Below are 17,199 nucleotides of genomic sequence, written 5' to 3' on the forward strand. Positions count from 1 at the left end.
TTATGGCTCTACCAACCCCTTGATGGTGAAGGTGCCGTTCTCGACCACCATTTCGACCACCACGCCGGGCACATCGCCGTTCTCATCGAACTCATGGGAGCCGGAAGCGCCTTCGTAGTTGATCTCGGTGCCTTCGGCAATCAGCGCCACCGCTTTTTCCCATTCGCCCGGCAGAATCACTTCACCCGGCGCGCTGGAAACGCTGCGCAGCGCTTCCGACAATCCTTCACGCTCGGCGCTGCCGTTCTGCTCGATAGCCAGGGCAATCAGGAAAGCGGCATCGTATGCCTGGGCGGCAAATACCGCGCTGGGGTCAATGCCCGCCGCTTCGGCGGCGCTATTGAACAGCTCCGTGCCGGGCAGTTCGGGGCTGCCGGGGCGCGTGGCGATCATGCCGTCGAGGACATCGGCACCAATCGCCTGCACCAGGCTGTCGCCTACCATGCCGTCGGCACCCACGTACTGGGTGAACATGCCGCTCTCATAGGCTTGACGCAGTACGGTCTGGCCAGAGGTGTCGGCATAGGCCAGCACGACCAGGGTGTCGGCGCCACTGGCGGAGAGGGAGCCCAGCTCGGAGCGGTAGTCGGCACGGTTGTCTTCGTGGGCCAGGTTTTCGGCTACTTCGCCACCGCCCGCCGTGAAGGCGGCACTGAAGGCGTCAGAAAGGCCACGGCCATAGTCGTTGTTCACGAACGTGACGGCGACATAGTCGATGCCCTTGTCCAGCAACAGCTTGGCCAGCATCTCGCCCTGGAAAGCGTCGGACGGCACGGTACGGAACACCAGGTCGTTATCGTTCAGCTCGGACACCGCAGGCGCGGTGGAGGCCGGAGACACCATCAGCACACCGCCGGGAATGGCCGCGTTATTGGCCGCAGCAATCGTGGCCCCGGTGCACAGCGCCCCCACGATGGCGGTGACGTTTTCAGTATTGACCATACGGTCGGCGGCGTTGGACGCGGCCGATGCATCCGAGCAGGTCGTATCCCCTGACGGCATGACCAGCGTCTGGCCGCCCAGCACGCCCCCCTGTTCGTTGATCTGGGCAACGGCGAGCTTGGCCCCCTCGAAAATAGGCGGCGTCAGGCTTTCGATCCCCCCGGTAAAGCCGCCCAGGAAGCCCACTTTGACTTCCGCCTGGGCCATCCCGGTTAAGGCAAGTGATGAAGCCGCTACGGCAATGGTTAATGCGCGCTTATTAATCATATTGTTTGTCGCTCCCAGTGTGTTAAGTGCCCCGACTGTCCAGCGCAGGGCTCCCCTTAATCTGGAACCGTCGCGCCAAAAACACAAGCAACGGCTTCTAACGCTTGTGGTTTTCTGACGCCGACGCGTCTAGTCGCTCTGCCAAGCGCTTCTGGCGGCGCTTGTTGCGGTACATACGCACCAGCGCAATGACCAGTGCACACGCCACCATGGCGGCCAGCACGCCCCCCTGCCAGGGCCGCGCGGCGTCACCCATCACGGTCTCCAAGGTGATAATGAGCGTTAGCCCCAGCGCCTGAGAGCCAATTGCCAGGGCGCGCAGGCGGTCAAAGGAAGTTTGCGACATCGACCTCTCCGTGATGTGTTGCATGCATGATATGGTGAATCAGTGTAACTGCTTAACGGACAAACTGATGAATGCCATTGCACTTGGCCCACTGCTGATCTCGACGCCACGCCTCTACGCCCTGGGTGTGGCGCTCATGCTGCTGGTGAGCAGCCGCTACCTGCTGGGGCTGAGTGCCCAGCAGCACACGCGCTGGTTCAACGGCTTGCTGCTGGTATGGTTGCTCGGCGCTCGTGCCGTGTTCGTCATTCTACACTGGGAGAGCTACAGTCAGGCGCCGCTGGATGCCCTCAAGCTGTGGCAGCCAGGTTTCAATGCCCTTGGCGGCATGGTGGCGGGCCTTGTATGGACCGCCTGGGCACTGCGTGAACGGCTGCTGGCCATGCTCGGCGGCCTGGTCATGACCGTAGGTGCCGCCAGCCTCTGGCTGGTTCTGGTCACCCTGGCGCCGCTGGGGCCCTCCTTTGCGGTGGCGTCCGTGCCGGACATTACCCTGGAAGACCTGGACGGCAACCCGGTGAACCTGGCCTCCCTCGATGCGCAAGGTGACCTGCTGATGGTCAACCTGTGGGCCACCTGGTGCCCGCCCTGCCTCCGCGAAATGCCGTTGCTGGAAGCCGCAGACCAGATGGAGGGGGTCAGCGTGGTGGTGGTCAACCAGGGCGAAGACCTGTTGCCCATCGTGCGCTACCTGGATGAACAGCAGCTGGTGTTTCGTCATGCACTACGCGACCCTCGGCAGCTGCTGATGGCCGAATTCGCAGCCCCCGGCCTGCCCACGACCGTACTGTTCGACGCCCAGGGACGAACACTGGACGTGCACGTCGGTGAACTCACCCGCGCTCACCTGGAGCGCTGGCTGAACGATTGACCATGATAGCCCTTAATCCCCTCGCTGCTTTGCGTTAGAATCCCCCGCCCTGTCTGCCACCGAGGCCCATTCCCGGTGGCGAGCGACCCGATTTTGACGACTTCCTCGAGGCATCATGAGCGATTTTTCTCCCGGCCAGCGCTGGATTAGCGACGGTGAGGCCGAGCTTGGGCTTGGCACCGTGCTCAACTGCGACGCCCGTAGCGTTACCATCTTGTTCAGTGCCAGCCAGGAAACCCGCACCTACAACACCCGCCAGGCGCCCCTCACCCGAGTCATGTTCGGCAGCGGTGACCGCGTCCTGTCAGCCGACGGCTGGCAGATGATCGTGGACGACAGCAAAGAGAGCCGTGGCCTGATCACCTATATCGGTGAGGACAGCGACGGCAACCTGCGCGAACTGCCCGAAGCACGCCTGGCCGACACCATGCAGTTCGACCAGGCCCGTGACCGCTTGCTGACCGGCCAGGTGGACCGCAACGACTGGTTCGACCTGCGTTTTCGTACCCTGCACCACTTTCAGCGTATCGAACAGCACAGCGCCCTGGGGTTTGCCGGGCCGCGCATCGACCTGATTCCCCACCAGCTCTATATCGCCGACGAAGTCGCACGCCGCCACGCCCCCAGGGTGCTGCTGGCCGATGAAGTGGGGCTTGGCAAGACCATTGAAGCAGGCTTGATCCTCCACCGCCTGCTGTTGGCAGGCCGCGTAGAGCGCGCGCTGATTCTGGTGCCCGACAGCCTGACCCACCAGTGGCTGGTGGAGCTGTTGCGCCGCTTCTCGCTGAGCGTCACGCTGCTCGACGAGCACCAGAGCCAGGCCCACGGCAGCGCCAATCCGTTCGAGAGCGCCCAGCTGGTGCTGGCCAGCCAGGGCTGGCTGTTTGCCAATCGTCACCGTCAGGAACAGGCCCTGGCCAGCCGCTTCGACCTGCTGATCGTCGACGAAGCGCATCACCTGGATTGGCACCCGGAGACCAGCGGCCCCGGCTACCTGTGCGTGGAGCAGCTGGCCGCCGAGATCCCCGGCCTGCTGCTGCTCACCGCCACCCCCGAGCAGATGGGCCAGGAGAGCCACTTTGCGCGGCTACGCCTGCTGGACCCGGAGCGCTACCACGACATCGAGCGCTTCAAGGACGAAGAGCAGCACTACGTCGCCGTGGCCAGCGCCATCGATGCACTGGAGGAACTGCCCCAGACACCCAGCGCCCGTGAGCGCGTGGCCACCATCGCCGACGACCGCGACAGCCAGGCCCTGCTGGCGACGCTGTGCAACGCCGAGGCCAGCTCTGAACAGCAGGACGCGGCCCGTGCCCAACTGCGCGATGCGCTGCTCGACCGTCACGGCACCGGGCGCGTCATGTTCCGCAACAGCCGACGCCACGTGGGCGGCTTCCCGGAGCGGCGGCTGCACCTGACCAAGCTGGAGTTGCCCTCCGCCTATCGCCGAGTACTGCGCCGCCTGGAGCGCGACGAGGACTATCTGGACGAGCTGCTCATCGAAACCGGCATGGACCACCCGGACGTACTGATCTACCCGGATGCCATGTACCGCGAGCTGAGCAATGATCCGCTGAACGGTGAACCCTGGTGGCATATCGACCCCCGGGTCAACTGGCTGCTGGAAAAGCTCAGCGACGACAGCGAAAACGGTTTTGCCAACGACAAGGTGCTGGTCATTGCCCACCACCGCGAGACCGCCGAAGGGCTGGCCGAAGGCCTGCGTGTGCTGGGCGGCTACCAGGCGCCGGTCTTCCACGAAGGGCTGTCGCTGGTGGAGCGCGACCGCGCCGCCGCCGCCTTCGCCGACGAGGAAGATGGCTGCCAGGTGCTGGTGTGCTCCGAGATCGGTTCCGAAGGCCGCAACTTCCAGCTCTGTCGTCATCTGGTGATGTTCGACATGCCCCAGCACCCGGACCAGCTGGAGCAGCGGATTGGCCGCCTCGACCGGATTGGCCAACGCCACGCCATCGAGCTGCACGTGCCCAGCTTCATCGGCAGCCCGGGGGAACGGCTACAGCGCTGGTACGACGAAGGCATGGCCGCTTTCAGCGCCCCCCACGGCATTGGCAGCGACCTGTTCGACGCCTTTGGCGACGCGCTGGCCGATGCGCTGCTCGACGATGAAGCGCTCACCGAGATCATCGACGAAACCCACGCAATGTTCACCGCCAAACTGGCCGAGCGCGACGCGGGCCGCAACCGGTTGCTGGAGCTGAACGCCTGCCGCCCGACCCAGGCGCAACAGGTCATCGACGCGGTACGTGAGCTGGATGAAGACCCGGCACTGCCCCGCTACGTGGAGCGTGCGCTGGATGTCTTTGGGGTCGATAGCCAGGAAATTGGCAATGGCCTGCTGCACCTGCAGCCCAGCCAGCACATGCTGGACGGACTGCCGGGGCTGGTCAAAGGGGAAGAGGGTTTCTCTGCTACCTATAGCCGTGGCCAGGCCCTGGCGCGGGATGACGTGCAACGCCTCTCCTGGGAGCACCCGCTGCTGCGCGAGATGATGGGCCGCATTCTGGATGGCACCATGGGTAATACCGCCCTGGCGCTGCTGCGCCATCCGGCGATCCCCAGCGGGCGCTTAATGGCGGAACTGGTGTTCCGCACCCACTGCCCGGCACCCAAATCGCTGCACCTGAACCGCTTTTTGCCCCCCACCGCCGTTCGGGTGCTGCTGGATGAGTCCGGTGCCAATCTGACCAGCAAGATCTCCTTTACCGGACTGGGCAAAAATCTGCAGAAGGTCAACAAGTCGCTGGCCCGTGACCTGATCAAGAGCCGTCATGACCAGCTGCGTGACCTGCTGACCCAAGGGGAGAGCGAGGCCGAGCGGGAGCTGCCCAGCATCGTGGAAGCCGCCGAAACGCGCATGCGTGCTCAGCTGGATGCCGAGCTGGCCCGCCTGACGGCGCTGGCAGAGCACAACCCGGCGGTGCGCAGCGAGGAGCTGGAAGCCCTCAAGCAGGAGCGTCAGGCGCTCAGCGATGCCATCGAAAACACTCGCCTGCGGCTCGACTCGGTGCGGGTCATCATCACCGTGGACCCGAACGCCTAGCGAACGCCTAGACCAGCGGCTTGCTGGCGGCTAGAAAATGGCCGCCAGCGCTTTCGGTAGCGTCGGGTATTGAAAGCTGAATCCCTCCTCGAGCAGTCGTGCCGGTCGCATGTCCGCGCCGGTCAACAGCAGCTGTGACATCTCGCCGAAGCCCGCCTTCAGCACGAAGGCAGGTACCGGGAAAATGGCGGGACGATGCAGTTGCTTGGCCAGCGTCTGGGTGAACTCGGCGTTGGTCACCGGATGCGGTGCACTGCCGTTGAAAGCACCCGACAGACCAGACCCGTTGATCAAGAAGATGATGGCGGCTACCAGGTCGTCTCGATGAACCCAGGGCATGAACTGCTGACCATCGCCGAATCGCCCACCCAGCCCTAGCTTGAAAGGCGGCACCATTTTTTGCAGGGTGCCGCCGCCTGCCGCAAGCACCAGGCCTATGCGCAGAATGGCCAACCGAACCCCCAAAGCTTCCACCGGCTTGGCAGCGGCTTCCCACTGGGCACACAGCCGATGGGCAAACTCATCGTGGGGCTGAGTAGCCTCATCCACGACCTTGCTGCCCTGATCGCCGTAATACCCCATGGCCGAGCCACTGACCAGGACCGCAGGCAGCGGCTGACCGTTGGCCGCCAACTGCTCGCACAGCGCCACCAGCTGCTGGGTGCTGTCGACCCGCGAGCGAATCAGCCGCTCCTTTTGCTCGGCGCTCCAACGTTTGGCGGCTATCGACTCCCCTGCCAGGTTCACCAGCGCATCGGGGGGCGTATCGATAAATGCCTGCGCGCTGTCGCGGATATCACACTCGGGGGGCAGCTTTCCGCGTACCTTGTGGGGCGTGCGCGACACCACCTGCACGTCGTGCCCTTGAGCAATCAGCTGTGGGCACAGACGCTGTCCCACGAACCCGCTACCGCCGGTAATCAGTACTCGCATGGTACTCCCTCCTGAAGCTGGATAGCCCCTGCACTCCATCACCTATCCATGATCTATCCATCACCTATGGCAAAACGCCGTCGCTGTGTGCAGCGGGCGAGTCGACCATCCGTATTGCAACTTTTTAAATTGTACGATATCTATACACAACTGCTACAATAGAATTATCTTTCGACACGTCATCGCTTCCGTGAGCCGCCATGCCTGAATCTATTTTCGCTCCCCCTGCTCTTACCTCGCGTGACGCCGTGGCCATCATCGGCGCAGGTATGGCAGGGCTCGCCTGTGCTCATCTGTTGGCACAGCACGGCGTGACGGTCAGCCTGTTCGACAAGGCGCGAGGGCCGGGCGGCCGCATGTCCAGCAAGGGCCGCCCAGCGGCGACGCTTGATCTGGGCGCTCAGGCATTTACCGTGCGCGATGCCGACTTCGCCCAACAGCTCACCCAGTGGCAGCACGCAGGCTGCGTGGCCTCTTGGCCGACGTGCACTTATCAGGCTAGTGCATCCGGTTGGCAAACACACGATGACGGCCAGTTGCGTTATACCGGGGCTCCGCGCATGAGTGCGCTGACTCGGTATCTGATAGACGCCATCGCTCTTCATGCACACACGGCCCTCCTTTCGGAACCGCGTATCGTCGCGCTCGAAGCGGGTGGCGGATGGCGGATGGCGCATGGCATTTGAAAGACGCTGCAGGAAACCATCATGGGGCCTTCAGCCGCGTCGTGATCACGGCGCCACCGCCCCAGGCCAGCGAGCTGATCGGCCAATGGGCTCCCGAGCTGAGCGCCGCCTGCGAGGCTCTCCCACAGCGCGCTTGCTGGGCCGCCTGGGCCATTTTTGCGGCGCCGCTACCCACGCCGTCGGGCATTGCCGAACACTGGCAAAGCCTGCATGCGCAGCACCCCAAACTACGCCTCGTCTCCCGAAACCACACCAAGCCGGGGCGTGAAGAACAGCCGGAAAGCCTGAGCCTCCTTGCTCAACTGGACTGGAGCGACGCGCATATCGAGCTGACGCCAGAGGACGCGGCCCAGCAGCTGCTAGAGGCCTTTCTGGAATGCTTGCCCGTTCCTGCGGCATCGATTCCCGAATTGATAGAGCTGGGCGCCCATCGCTGGCGGTACGCCCAAGCTGAAGAGCCGGAAGCGCAGGGATACCTATACAGCCAGCAGGACATCGCGCTATGCGGCGATAGCTGGAAAGGCAGCCGCGTCGAGGATGCCTGGTTATCCGGCAATGGGCTGGGCAGGGCCTTAATAGGCCGGTCGGTCTAATGAATATCACGACAGGAGTACAGGAGCATGGAAGCCACAGAGGTTGTACCTAGCCGCCACAAGTTGTACAAAGGTGCCTATAATAGCGTGACGCTATCTCAGCGATTATCGGCTCATCGACGTAGCGACACGCCCCGAATGAGTGGCATACCGCCGACCCGGCACCGAACTACCGCCACGGCAATTACAGACAGACCCCTGCAATACCTGTTGCAGGCAACCAAGAGGCAATGGCGCCCATGAGCAACAAGGCGACCCACCCACCCGATACCCCGCTCTATCCGATTCGGGAAGTTTCCCGTCTGACGGGTGTGAACTCGGTCACCCTGCGCGCCTGGGAGCGACGCTACGGCTTGATTCGTCCGCAACGTACTCCCAAAGGACACCGGCTTTACGCACAGGATGACATCAGTCGCATCGAGCGTATTCTGCAATGGCTGAACCGTGGCGTGCCGGTCAGTCAGGTCGCCGACCTGCTGGACCAGCCGGAAACCGTGGAAACCCCCGCGCCGGATGCCGGCGACTGGGCCAGCCAGCGGCAGCAGCTGCAAGCCATCATCGAGGCGGTCGACCTGCCGCGGCTCGAGGCGCTGTACCACCAAAGTCTGGCGCTCTACCCGCTCAGCGTGGCCATCAACGAGCTCTGGCAACCGGTCATCTTGAGCCTGGAAGCCAAATGGGCCGCTCAGCCGGACGACCTGGTGCGGCGCACCTTCGAGTCCTTCCTGCGCAGCCAAGTGGGCATTCGCCTGCACTATGCCAACCAGGCTACCCGCGGCCCGCTGCTGCTGCTGACCGCCATGCCCGACGACCCAGGCCCCCTGTGGGTGTTGATGTGTGCGCTGATGGCCAGCGAACAGGGCTACCGTGTACAGCTGCTCGACCATTCGCTGGCGCTGGAAGATCTGCCCCAGGCGGTGTCGCGCTTGCACTCTTCCATGGTGCTGCTCTCCAGCGGTCAGCGCGAAAACGACCACTACATTCGGGTCGACCTGCCCAAGGCGGCCGAGCGTTTGGGCGTACCGATCGGCGTGTGCGGTGAAGTCGCCCGACTGCGTGAAACAGAGCTGCGCGACGGCCCGGTACACATGCTGGGCGATGACCTGCCTCAAGCCGTGGCGCGTTTGCGCCCGCTGCTACGCGAATCAGGCATTCTCTAGCGCCCGACAGGCCACGCCACGGGAGTGCACATGGATCTGCAGTTGGTTTGGCTACGCAGCGACCTGCGTGTTCACGATAACTCCGCCTTGGCGGCGGCCGCCGCCAAAGGCCCGGTGGTCGCTGTCTTCTTGCGCAGTATCGAACAGTGGCGTGCCCATGGGCATGGCACCAACAAGCTCGATTTCTGGGCACGCGGTGTGCATTCCCTCAAGGAGTCCTTGAGCGGTCTCAATATCCCGCTGCTGCATCGGGATATCGACAGTTTCGATGACGCACCCAGCGTACTGCTCGCGCTGGCTCAGAAACACGGCGTTCAGCAGCTGCACTTCAATTACGAGTACCCGCTGAACGAACAGCGCCGTGACCAGGCCGTCCTGAAAGCCTTCAAACACGCGGGCATGACGGCACAGGGCCACCACGATGCCATTGCCTTTGCGCCAGGCAGCCTGCTCACCGGCAAGGGCGATTACTATGGCGTGTTCACCCCCTTCGCCAAGGCGTGGCACAAGCAGATAACTCAGGAGCAGCTGGCACTACGCGATACGCCTCAGGCGCAGTCGCCTCTGGATCTGCCCAGTGATCCACTGCCCGCCCTCCCCGAGCTCGAGGACTCCCCCGTGGATGGCCGCCAATGGCCTGCGGGCGAAAACGCGGCCAGCGATCACCTGGAGCGCTTTTTGCGCTTCCGGGGCCGCTACTACCAGCAACAGCGCGACTTCCCTGGCGTCAGTGGCACCAGTGGACTTTCCCCTTATCTGGCGCTGGGCATGATCTCTCATCGCCAGTGCCTGCAAGCCGTGATGAGCGAAAACGACGGCCACCTGGCAGACGGGGATGCCGGACTCACGACCTGGGTGAACGAACTGATCTGGCGGGAGTTCTACCAGCATGTCGCGGTGGGCTTTCCGCAGGTATGCCGCTATCAACCCTTTCAGGAGCACACCCGCGATCTGGCCTGGCGTGATGACGATGAGGGGTTTGCGGCATGGTGCGAAGGGCGTACCGGCTACCCCATCGTGGATGCGGCCATGCGCCAATTGGTGACGACCGGCTGGATGCACAACCGACTGCGCATGATCACCGCCATGTTCTTGAGCAAGCATCTGCTGATCGACTGGCGGCGGGGAGAAGCGTTCTTCATGCGCCATCTGGTAGATGGCGAATTTTGCGCCAACAACGGTGGCTGGCAGTGGGCGGCCTCCACGGGTACGGACGCAGCCCCGTACTTTCGCATCTTCAACCCTACCACCCAGTCGACGCGTTTCGACCCTGAAGGCGCCTTCATCACCCACTGGCTACCAGAACTGGCTTCCTTGCCCGCCAAGGCGCGTCATGCGCCACCACAGGACATGCTGAACCCGGTGGACTACCCCTCCCCCATCGTCGACCACAAGGCAGCCCGTCAACGTGCCCTGGACGCCTTCAAGGCCTTATCGAAGTAGGCTAGATAAACACTTGCCTCTGTCGGCGGCTCTCGCCGCCGACATCGCTGTCCCCTCACGTGGCACCGTTACTCAACAAGGAATTCATCATCCACCCAGGGTTCGTGAAGACCCCTCTCTCGGATCGCAACGACTTCCCCATGCCCATGCAGGTCAACGGCAAGATGGAAAATGGCTGCGCACGCTTTACCCGCTGGGTGCTGGGCCTGGCCTATCGCTTCCAGCGCAATAGCGTGACCGGCTCCAAACGCAACATTGCCGCGCATTACGATATTGGCAATGACCTGTTTGCCACTTTTCTGGACCAACGCCACTGGATGTACTCCAGTGCCGCCTCCCCCTACCCGGAAGCCAGCCTGGAAGAGGCCTCTACCTACAAGCTCGACCTGATGCTCGAAAAGCTGGACGTGCAGCCAGAGCACCATCTGCTGGAAATCGGCACTGGCTGGGGCGGGCTGGCGATCCATGCCGCCAAGACACGCGGCTGCCGAGTCACCACCACCATCTCCGAAGAGCAGCATGCCTATACGGCCCGCCGCATCCAGGAAGAGGGGCTGGAAGACCGTATCACCCTGCTGAAGCAGGACTACCGCGAACTGACGGGGCGCCTTGATCGGCTGATTTCCGTGGAGATGATCAGTTGGCCCCTTCCGCCAAAGGCAGCGGTACCCAGCGCTGCTCCAGCTCAGCGGCAGAGAGTGGTTTGGCAAAATAGAACCCTTGCACCAAGGTGCAGCCCGCCTTGATCAGGAACTGGCACTGCTCTTGCGTTTCGACGCCTTCGGCGACGACTTCGAGCTTCATCCCCGCCGCCATGGCCAGGACTGCCGTGACGATGGCGGCATCGGCCTGATCATGCGGCAGCTCGCGAATGAAGGCACGATCCAGTTTGATCTTGTCTACCGGCAGCCGCTTCAGGTAACCCAGCGACGAATAGCCCGTGCCGAAATCATCGATGGCAATCGCATACCCTTGGTCGCGTAGCGTCTGCAAACGCGGTCCCATGTCACCGGCCCGCTCGTCGAGCAGCACCGACTCGGTCAGCTCCAGGCCGATCTGGGAAGGCTTCAGCTTATAACGCTCCAGACAGGTTGCCAGCTGCGTTTCCAGGTCGCCCTGAAACAGCTGCAACGCCGAAATATTGATCCACACCGTGACCTTGGGCATGCCGCTGTTCTGCCAATGGGCCTGCTGCGCGCAGGCTTTCTCGATGACCCAACTGCCCAGCTCGGCCATCAGGCCGTGGCGCTCGGCCAGCGGAATGAAGTCTCCTGGTGAAATCATGCCGTCTTGCGGGTGGCGCCAACGCAGCAGCGCTTCCATGCCCATCAGCTCGCCGGTACCGGGATGATGCTGGGTCTGGTAGTGCAGTTCCAGCTGGTCTCCCGAGATCAGCGCCGCGCGCAGGTCACTCACCAACGCCAGTTGAGGGTTGTCCTGCTTGTCGAGCGCCGGTCGGAAACGCTGGCTATGGTTACGCCCCAGCCGTTTGGCGCTATACAGCGCGGACTCCAGACGCTGGAACAGTACGCCGGAATCACGGCCATCTTCGGGTGCCCGGCAGCTACCGATGGTGAGCCCCAGTCGCAGCGACTGGTCGTTGATTTCAAACGGGCGACCCATATGGTCGCGCAAGGTCATGACCCACTTGTCATGGTCATCGAAGGTGGTGGTGCGAATGACCATGAACTCATCGCCACCCAGCCGACCCACGACACTGCCGGCCATGTAACTGGTCAAACGCTGCGCAAAGCGTGCCAGCAGGCGGTCCCCCTGCTCTACGCCCAGGCTGTCGTTGACCGATTTCAAGCCGTCTATATCGATCAGCGCAATATCCAGGCTCTCTCCCGCACGCAGGTGACGCAAGCGAGAGGCCATCAGGTCATGCAGGCGGCGGCGATTGGGCAGTCCGGTCAGGGGATCTTCATAACCGATGCGGCGCAGGTCGCGCTCGCGGGCCTTCTGCTCCGAAATATCGGTAAACAGACTGATGAAATGGGTGATATTGCCGCGACGGTCGGTGACGGCACGCACCTTCAGCCATTCGGGGTACTCGTCGCCATGCTTGCGGCGGTTCCACATCTCGCCTTCCCAACGCCCGGTAGCCTTCAGCGTACTCCAGAAATTCTGATAGAAGGCTTTGTCGTGGCGCGGTGCGGCGAGGGTTTCCAGCTTGCGACCGACCATTTCATGGCTTTCGTAGCCAGTAATGTCGGTAAAGGCGGGATTGACCATCAACACGCGATTCTGGACATCGCTAATCACGATCGCGTCTCCCGCCAATCCCATGGCATCCAGGGAAAGACGCAAACGAAGGCGCTGCTGACGCACCTGATTCCAGGCATCCCACAAGCCCAGCGAGACCAGGCTGACCGCGACCATGCGCAGCGCGGCATCTGGAATCCAGACACAGGCAGGCAGCGCAGTCAGCGCCACCCAGACCAAAGGACGATTCATCGAGATAGGCAGCCACATGGCGTTTCTTGTTGTCCTATTCAGCAGTCACTACGTCGGCAACGGTATGGATGACATCATGCCGCCTTACCCCACCCCTGGATAGATCATATTACGTGAATCATCCGTTGATTAGGCAATTTCGCGCATTAGGGTGCCTCCGCCGTACTCGACCATGGTAGCCATTGGCGGTCACGATGCGCCTTAAAACACAGGATAAGACGCCTGCAGCGTGCATTCAGCGGTTGCGGGCAGTAGACTAGGCGCAACCACCATTTTTGACTTTCGGAACGATTCAGTGACCAAGCAACATTCCTTTGATCGCGAAGAACTGCTGGCCTGCTCACGCGGCGAGCTGTTTGGCCCTGGCAACGCCCAATTGCCTGCCCCTAACATGCTGATGCTTGACCGCATCATTCATATCCATGAAGAGGGGGGTGAGCACGGCAAGGGCGAATTGATCGCCGAGCTGGATATCACGCCTGACCTGTGGTTCTTTGATTGCCACTTCCCGGGCGATCCGGTCATGCCCGGCTGCCTGGGTCTGGATGCCATGTGGCAGCTGGTCGGCTTCTACCTTGGCTGGCTGGGCCACCCTGGCCGAGGCCGCGCCCTGGGCTGTGGCGACGTCAAGTTCAGCGGCCAGATTCTGCCCGATGCGAAAAAGGTAACGTACCGGATCAACGTGAAGCGCATCATTACCCGTCGGCTCATTCTGGGTATTGCCGATGGCACCGTATCCGTTGACGGGCGCGACATCTACCAGGCTAATGACCTGCGCGTTGGCCTATTCACCTCCACTGCGAATTTTTAACAGGAGGCTCCCATGCGACGAGTGGTAGTCACCGGCCTTGGCATCGTGTCCTGCCTGGGCAACGACCAGCAACAGGTCCTGGACGCGCTCAAGAGCGGGCGTAGCGGTATTCGGTTCAAGGAAGAGTACGCCGAGCGCGGTTTCAGAAGCCACGTGGCAGGCAGCGTCGATATCGACCTGGACGCATTGATCGACCGCAAGCTGCGCCGCTTCATGGGTGATGCAGCGGCCTATGCCTATGTCTCCATGGCACAAGCCATCGAAGATTCAGGCCTGACCGAAGCGCAGGTTTCCAACGAGCGAACCGGCCTCATCGCAGGCTCGGGCGGTGCCTCCAGCGCCAACCAGGTAGAAGCCGCCGACGTCATGCGCGAAAAAGGCCTGCGTCGCGTCGGTCCTTACCGGGTCACCCGTACCATGGGCAGCACGGTCTCGGCGTGTCTGGCCACGCCGTTCAAGATCAAGGGCATCAACTACTCCATCTCCTCTGCTTGCGCCACCTCGGCTCACTGTATCGGCAGCGCCATGGAGCAGATTCAGCTAGGCAAGCAGGACGTCGTGTTTGCAGGCGGCGGTGAAGAGGAACACTGGACCTTGTCGTGCCTCTTCGATGCCATGGGCGCCTTGTCGACGCACTATAACGACACCCCCGAGCACGCCTCTCGCCCCTATGATCAAGCACGTGATGGCTTCGTCATCGCGGGTGGCGGCGGCATGCTGGTCCTTGAAGAGCTGGAGCATGCCAAGGCACGCGGCGCCAAGATCTATGGCGAGCTGGTCGGCTACGGCGCCACCTCCGATGGCCATGACATGGTCGCCCCTTCTGGCGAAGGCGCCATGCGCTGCATGCGTCAGGCCATGGCGACCGTCGATGGCAGCATCGACTACATCAACACCCACGGTACATCGACTCCCGTTGGTGATGTTGCCGAATTGAAAGCGATTCGCAGCGTCTTTGGCGACACGACACCCGCCATGAGCTCTACCAAGTCGCTGACGGGTCATTCGCTGGGCGCCACCGGCGTGCAAGAGGCCATCTACTCGCTGCTCATGATGCAGCACCGCTTCGTGGCGGCCTCTGCCAATGTCGAGCACCTGGACGAGCAAGCCGATGGCTTCGATATCGTGACCCAGCGTCGCGATGACGCCACCATCGACCGCGTGCTGTCCAACAGCTTTGGCTTTGGCGGCACCAACGCCTGCCTGGTATTCCAGCGCTATAACGGCTGAGACGGTCTCGACGACCAACACAAACGGCGCCCAAGGGCGCCGTTTGTGTTGGTGCAGCGTGTGTGCCCCGGTTGGCAGGGCACCGGCGTTCAGGGCCTGGGCACCTCGGAGATCTCACTCAGCTGGCCCTCGATCCAGGCTTCCACATCGGCCAATACTTCATCCGGGGTACGCCCTGCGGTCTCGATGGGCGGACCAATGCGCACACGCAGGACACCCGGACGCTTGACCCACTGCCGCCCCGGCCAACGCTCACCGGCATTGTGCGCTACCGGCAGCACCGGCACACCGGCACGACAGGCCACCACGCTACCGCTTTTGTTGTAGCGCTTGCGAACGCCTGGGTCGACACGGGTCCCTTCCGGAAAGATCAGCACTGAGAGCCCACTGTTCAAACGCTCCACCCCCTGCGTCAGCACCTGCTTCATGGCCCGTGCCGGCTTGGAGCGATCCAGGCTGATGGGACGCAGCAAACGCAGCCCCCAGCCAAATACGGGAATGCGCAGCAGCTCTCGTTTGAGCACGGTGCAGACCGGCGGCTTCATGACCTGCAGGAACAGCGTTTCCCACTCACACTGATGGTTGGCCTGAATGACGCAGGGCCCCGCGGGAATATGGTCACGCCCTTGAATATCGTACCGTACGCCACAGGCCAGCCGAAACCAGACCATCAGGAAGTAGTTGTAGAGGTTCAACAGACGATAGCGCGCCGCCAGGGGAAGAAACGGCGCCACGGGCAAGAACAGCACACCAATCAGCAGCATGGCTGAAAAATAGCCCAGATAGAACACCAGGCTGCGTACCACATTCATCAAGCGGACTCTCCTGTTCCTGATCCTGCGTCCTCCGGCTGGGTGCGCGTCAGGCACCAGGCATCCAGCATTCGCCCGACTTCCAATCGCCAGGGCTTCTGGTGCACCCCAAAAACGTCCAGGACACGGCGGCAGTTCAGTACCCGCCGCAGCTTGGCATCGTGATGGTGGTTCAACGCTTGCACCTCACCCAATGCGACCTCCTCGCCACGCCCTTCGAGATGGGTGGCCAACTGGGTACGCACCATGGAAGCAAACGTGAAAGCGCTGACCGGCTCGGTGCCCGCCAGGTGATACGCCCCCCAGGCATCGGCCCCGCAGGCTTGCTGCTGGAGCATCCCCACCAGCGCCATGGCTACGGCATCAGCCGAGGTAGGACAAAAAATCACGTCCTCTGCCGCACGCACGGGCTGGCCTGCCAAAAAGCTGTCGATCACTTCATTGAGCCAGGCATGGCTGCCTTCCAGGGCGAACAGCGGCCCTAGCCGCACGATCAGGTGGCGGTGATACTCCGCGCGGATACGGTCACCAGTCTGCACCAGGCGACGCAAGCACTCATCGCGTGGGGCGGGCACGACATGTTCGTCGATCGGGATCTCGAACCCCTCTTCGTAGAGCTGGTCGGACACACACCAGACCAGCGCGATGCCTGCCACCTGGCAGGCATCGACACACTGGTCCACCGCATCCGCATGGGCATAGACATCCGCTGGCGTCATGCTTAACGGATGCGACAGCGGTGGAATGATCACCGCATCGGGCGCGATGGCCGCGAGCTGATCCGGAGAAACACTCAAGCCCTGTTCAATCACCAGCTCGGTGTCCGTGCGCCGACTCGCCTCACGGGCCAGCGCCAGGCTCAAGCAGTGCCCTGCGTTCAGTATTAGCAGCTTCAAGACAGACCCTCTTTCTCAACCCGATAGCATCGCGGCAGCACCCCGCGGGGCATGACGATCAGAACGGAATTTCGTCGTCAAAGTCGTCGAAGTTACCCGGATCCGGAGCGCCGTAGCTGCTGTTTTGCTGATGCGCGGGAGGCTGCTGCTGAGGCGCCGCGCCGCCACGCTGAGGCGCGGCATTCTGTTGCGGAGCGTAGCCACCCTGCTGAGGTGCCTGCTGAGGCGGCTGCTGGTAATGCTGTTGCGGCGGCGCAGACTGGGCTGGCGCTTGCTGGGCATAGCCACCTTGCGGAGCACCTCCCCCCTGGTAGTCACCACTGCGGCCATCCAGCATCTGCATGTCGTTGGCGACGATTTCAGTGCTGTAGCGTTCCTGACCGTTCTGATCCTGCCATTTGCGCGTCTGCAGGCGACCTTCGATATAGACTTTGGAGCCTTTTTTCAGGTACTGCTGCGCAATTTCCGCCGTTTTGTTGAACAGCACCACGCGATGCCATTCGGTACGTTCCTGACGCTGACCGCTCTGGCGATCCATCCAGGTGTCCGAGGTGGCCAGATTCAGGTTGGCCACTGCAGTACCGGACGGAGTGAAGCGCACTTCCGGATCCTGGCCCAAATTACCAATTAAAATGACTTTGTTAATACCGCGCGCCATAAGGTCGCTCCTTGTCGTATACGGTGATGGTCT

At 62.5% G+C, this 17,199-nt stretch carries 15 protein-coding genes and 1 pseudogene; 9 read left to right on the plus strand and 7 right to left on the minus strand.

Annotation, left to right across the window (positions count from 1 at the left end; all coding sequences use genetic code 11):
* Both RVM27_RS07760 and RVM27_RS07765 read right to left on the minus strand, forming a co-directional pair.
* The gene (locus RVM27_RS07760) at positions 1–1,209 is read right to left on the minus strand and encodes an ABC transporter substrate-binding protein (protein ID WP_498957680.1); all 1,209 of its coding nucleotides are present in this window, start codon (positions 1,207–1,209) and stop codon (positions 1–3) included.
* A 97-nt stretch (positions 1,210–1,306) separates the two neighbouring features.
* Positions 1,307–1,555 carry a hypothetical protein gene (locus RVM27_RS07765; RefSeq protein ID WP_287808222.1) on the minus strand — a complete coding sequence of 83 codons (249 nt, stop codon included), beginning with the start codon at positions 1,553–1,555 and terminating at the stop codon, positions 1,307–1,309.
* Positions 1,556–1,622: 67 nt separating this feature from the next.
* Between RVM27_RS07765 and RVM27_RS07770 the strand changes: the two genes are divergently transcribed.
* Both RVM27_RS07770 and rapA read left to right on the plus strand, forming a co-directional pair.
* Positions 1,623–2,426 (plus strand): redoxin family protein, encoded by an 804-nt coding sequence (locus tag RVM27_RS07770; RefSeq protein ID WP_498957681.1) that lies wholly within the window; start codon positions 1,623–1,625, stop codon positions 2,424–2,426.
* 115 nt (positions 2,427–2,541) lie between these two features.
* Positions 2,542–5,487 carry an RNA polymerase-associated protein RapA gene (gene rapA / locus RVM27_RS07775; protein ID WP_498957682.1) on the plus strand — a complete coding sequence of 982 codons (2,946 nt, stop codon included), beginning with the start codon at positions 2,542–2,544 and terminating at the stop codon, positions 5,485–5,487.
* Between the two features lie 30 nt (positions 5,488–5,517).
* Here rapA and RVM27_RS07780 read toward each other — a convergent pair whose 3' ends face one another.
* Complete coding sequence (locus RVM27_RS07780; protein ID WP_039180721.1) at positions 5,518–6,420, minus strand: TIGR01777 family oxidoreductase; 903 nt, start codon at positions 6,418–6,420, stop codon at positions 5,518–5,520.
* Between the two features lie 200 nt (positions 6,421–6,620).
* Here RVM27_RS07780 and RVM27_RS07785 point away from each other — a divergent pair, with 200 nt between their 5' ends.
* The 5 genes and pseudogenes from RVM27_RS07785 to RVM27_RS07805 all read left to right on the plus strand — a co-directional run.
* Positions 6,621–7,106, plus strand: a complete 486-nt coding sequence (locus tag RVM27_RS07785; RefSeq protein WP_498957683.1) for an NAD(P)/FAD-dependent oxidoreductase — start codon at positions 6,621–6,623, stop codon at positions 7,104–7,106.
* On the plus strand, positions 7,082–7,699 hold the full coding sequence (locus RVM27_RS07790; RefSeq protein WP_498957684.1) for an NAD(P)/FAD-dependent oxidoreductase: 618 nt from the start codon (positions 7,082–7,084) through the stop codon (positions 7,697–7,699). The genes RVM27_RS07785 and RVM27_RS07790 overlap by 25 nt, the downstream gene beginning before the upstream one ends.
* Positions 7,700–7,938: 239 nt before the next feature.
* Complete coding sequence (locus tag RVM27_RS07795; RefSeq protein ID WP_186299159.1) at positions 7,939–8,859, plus strand: MerR family transcriptional regulator; 921 nt, start codon at positions 7,939–7,941, stop codon at positions 8,857–8,859.
* 30 nt (positions 8,860–8,889) lie between these two features.
* Positions 8,890–10,302 (plus strand): cryptochrome/photolyase family protein, encoded by a 1,413-nt coding sequence (phrB, locus tag RVM27_RS07800; protein ID WP_498957685.1) that lies wholly within the window; start codon positions 8,890–8,892, stop codon positions 10,300–10,302.
* A 149-nt stretch (positions 10,303–10,451) separates the two neighbouring features.
* Positions 10,452–10,940: pseudogene (locus RVM27_RS07805) on the plus strand (SAM-dependent methyltransferase); the annotation flags it as partial.
* On the opposite strand, the gene RVM27_RS07810 reads toward RVM27_RS07805, so the two are convergent.
* Positions 10,939–12,777, minus strand: a complete 1,839-nt coding sequence (locus tag RVM27_RS07810; protein ID WP_498957686.1) for a putative bifunctional diguanylate cyclase/phosphodiesterase — start codon at positions 12,775–12,777, stop codon at positions 10,939–10,941. The pseudogene RVM27_RS07805 and the gene RVM27_RS07810 sit on opposite strands and share 2 nt — an antisense overlap.
* A 277-nt stretch (positions 12,778–13,054) precedes the next feature.
* On the opposite strand from RVM27_RS07810, the gene fabA reads away from it, so the two are divergent.
* Positions 13,055–13,570 carry a 3-hydroxyacyl-[acyl-carrier-protein] dehydratase FabA gene (gene fabA, locus RVM27_RS07815; protein ID WP_016915744.1) on the plus strand — a complete coding sequence of 172 codons (516 nt, stop codon included), beginning with the start codon at positions 13,055–13,057 and terminating at the stop codon, positions 13,568–13,570.
* A 12-nt stretch (positions 13,571–13,582) separates the two neighbouring features.
* Positions 13,583–14,800, plus strand: coding sequence for a beta-ketoacyl-ACP synthase I (gene fabB / locus RVM27_RS07820; RefSeq protein ID WP_039180755.1), 1,218 nt, complete (start codon positions 13,583–13,585; stop codon positions 14,798–14,800).
* Positions 14,801–14,889: 89 nt separating this feature from the next.
* On the opposite strand, the gene RVM27_RS07825 is transcribed toward fabB, so the two are convergent.
* The 3 genes from RVM27_RS07825 to ssb are packed head-to-tail and all read right to left on the minus strand — an operon-like array spanning position 14,890 to position 17,166.
* Positions 14,890–15,615, minus strand: a complete 726-nt coding sequence (locus RVM27_RS07825; RefSeq protein ID WP_039180758.1) for a lysophospholipid acyltransferase family protein — start codon at positions 15,613–15,615, stop codon at positions 14,890–14,892.
* Complete coding sequence (locus RVM27_RS07830) at positions 15,612–16,508, minus strand: sugar nucleotide-binding protein (protein ID WP_287808207.1); 897 nt, start codon at positions 16,506–16,508, stop codon at positions 15,612–15,614. The genes RVM27_RS07825 and RVM27_RS07830 overlap by 4 nt, the downstream gene beginning before the upstream one ends.
* Positions 16,509–16,566: 58 nt before the next feature.
* On the minus strand, positions 16,567–17,166 hold the full coding sequence (ssb, locus tag RVM27_RS07835; RefSeq protein ID WP_039180763.1) for a single-stranded DNA-binding protein: 600 nt from the start codon (positions 17,164–17,166) through the stop codon (positions 16,567–16,569).
* Positions 17,167–17,199: the final 33 nt, after the last annotated feature.

The organism is Halomonas sp. KM007 (assembly GCF_050709225.1).
Taxonomy (GTDB): Bacteria; Pseudomonadota; Gammaproteobacteria; order Pseudomonadales; family Halomonadaceae; genus Vreelandella; species Vreelandella hamiltonii.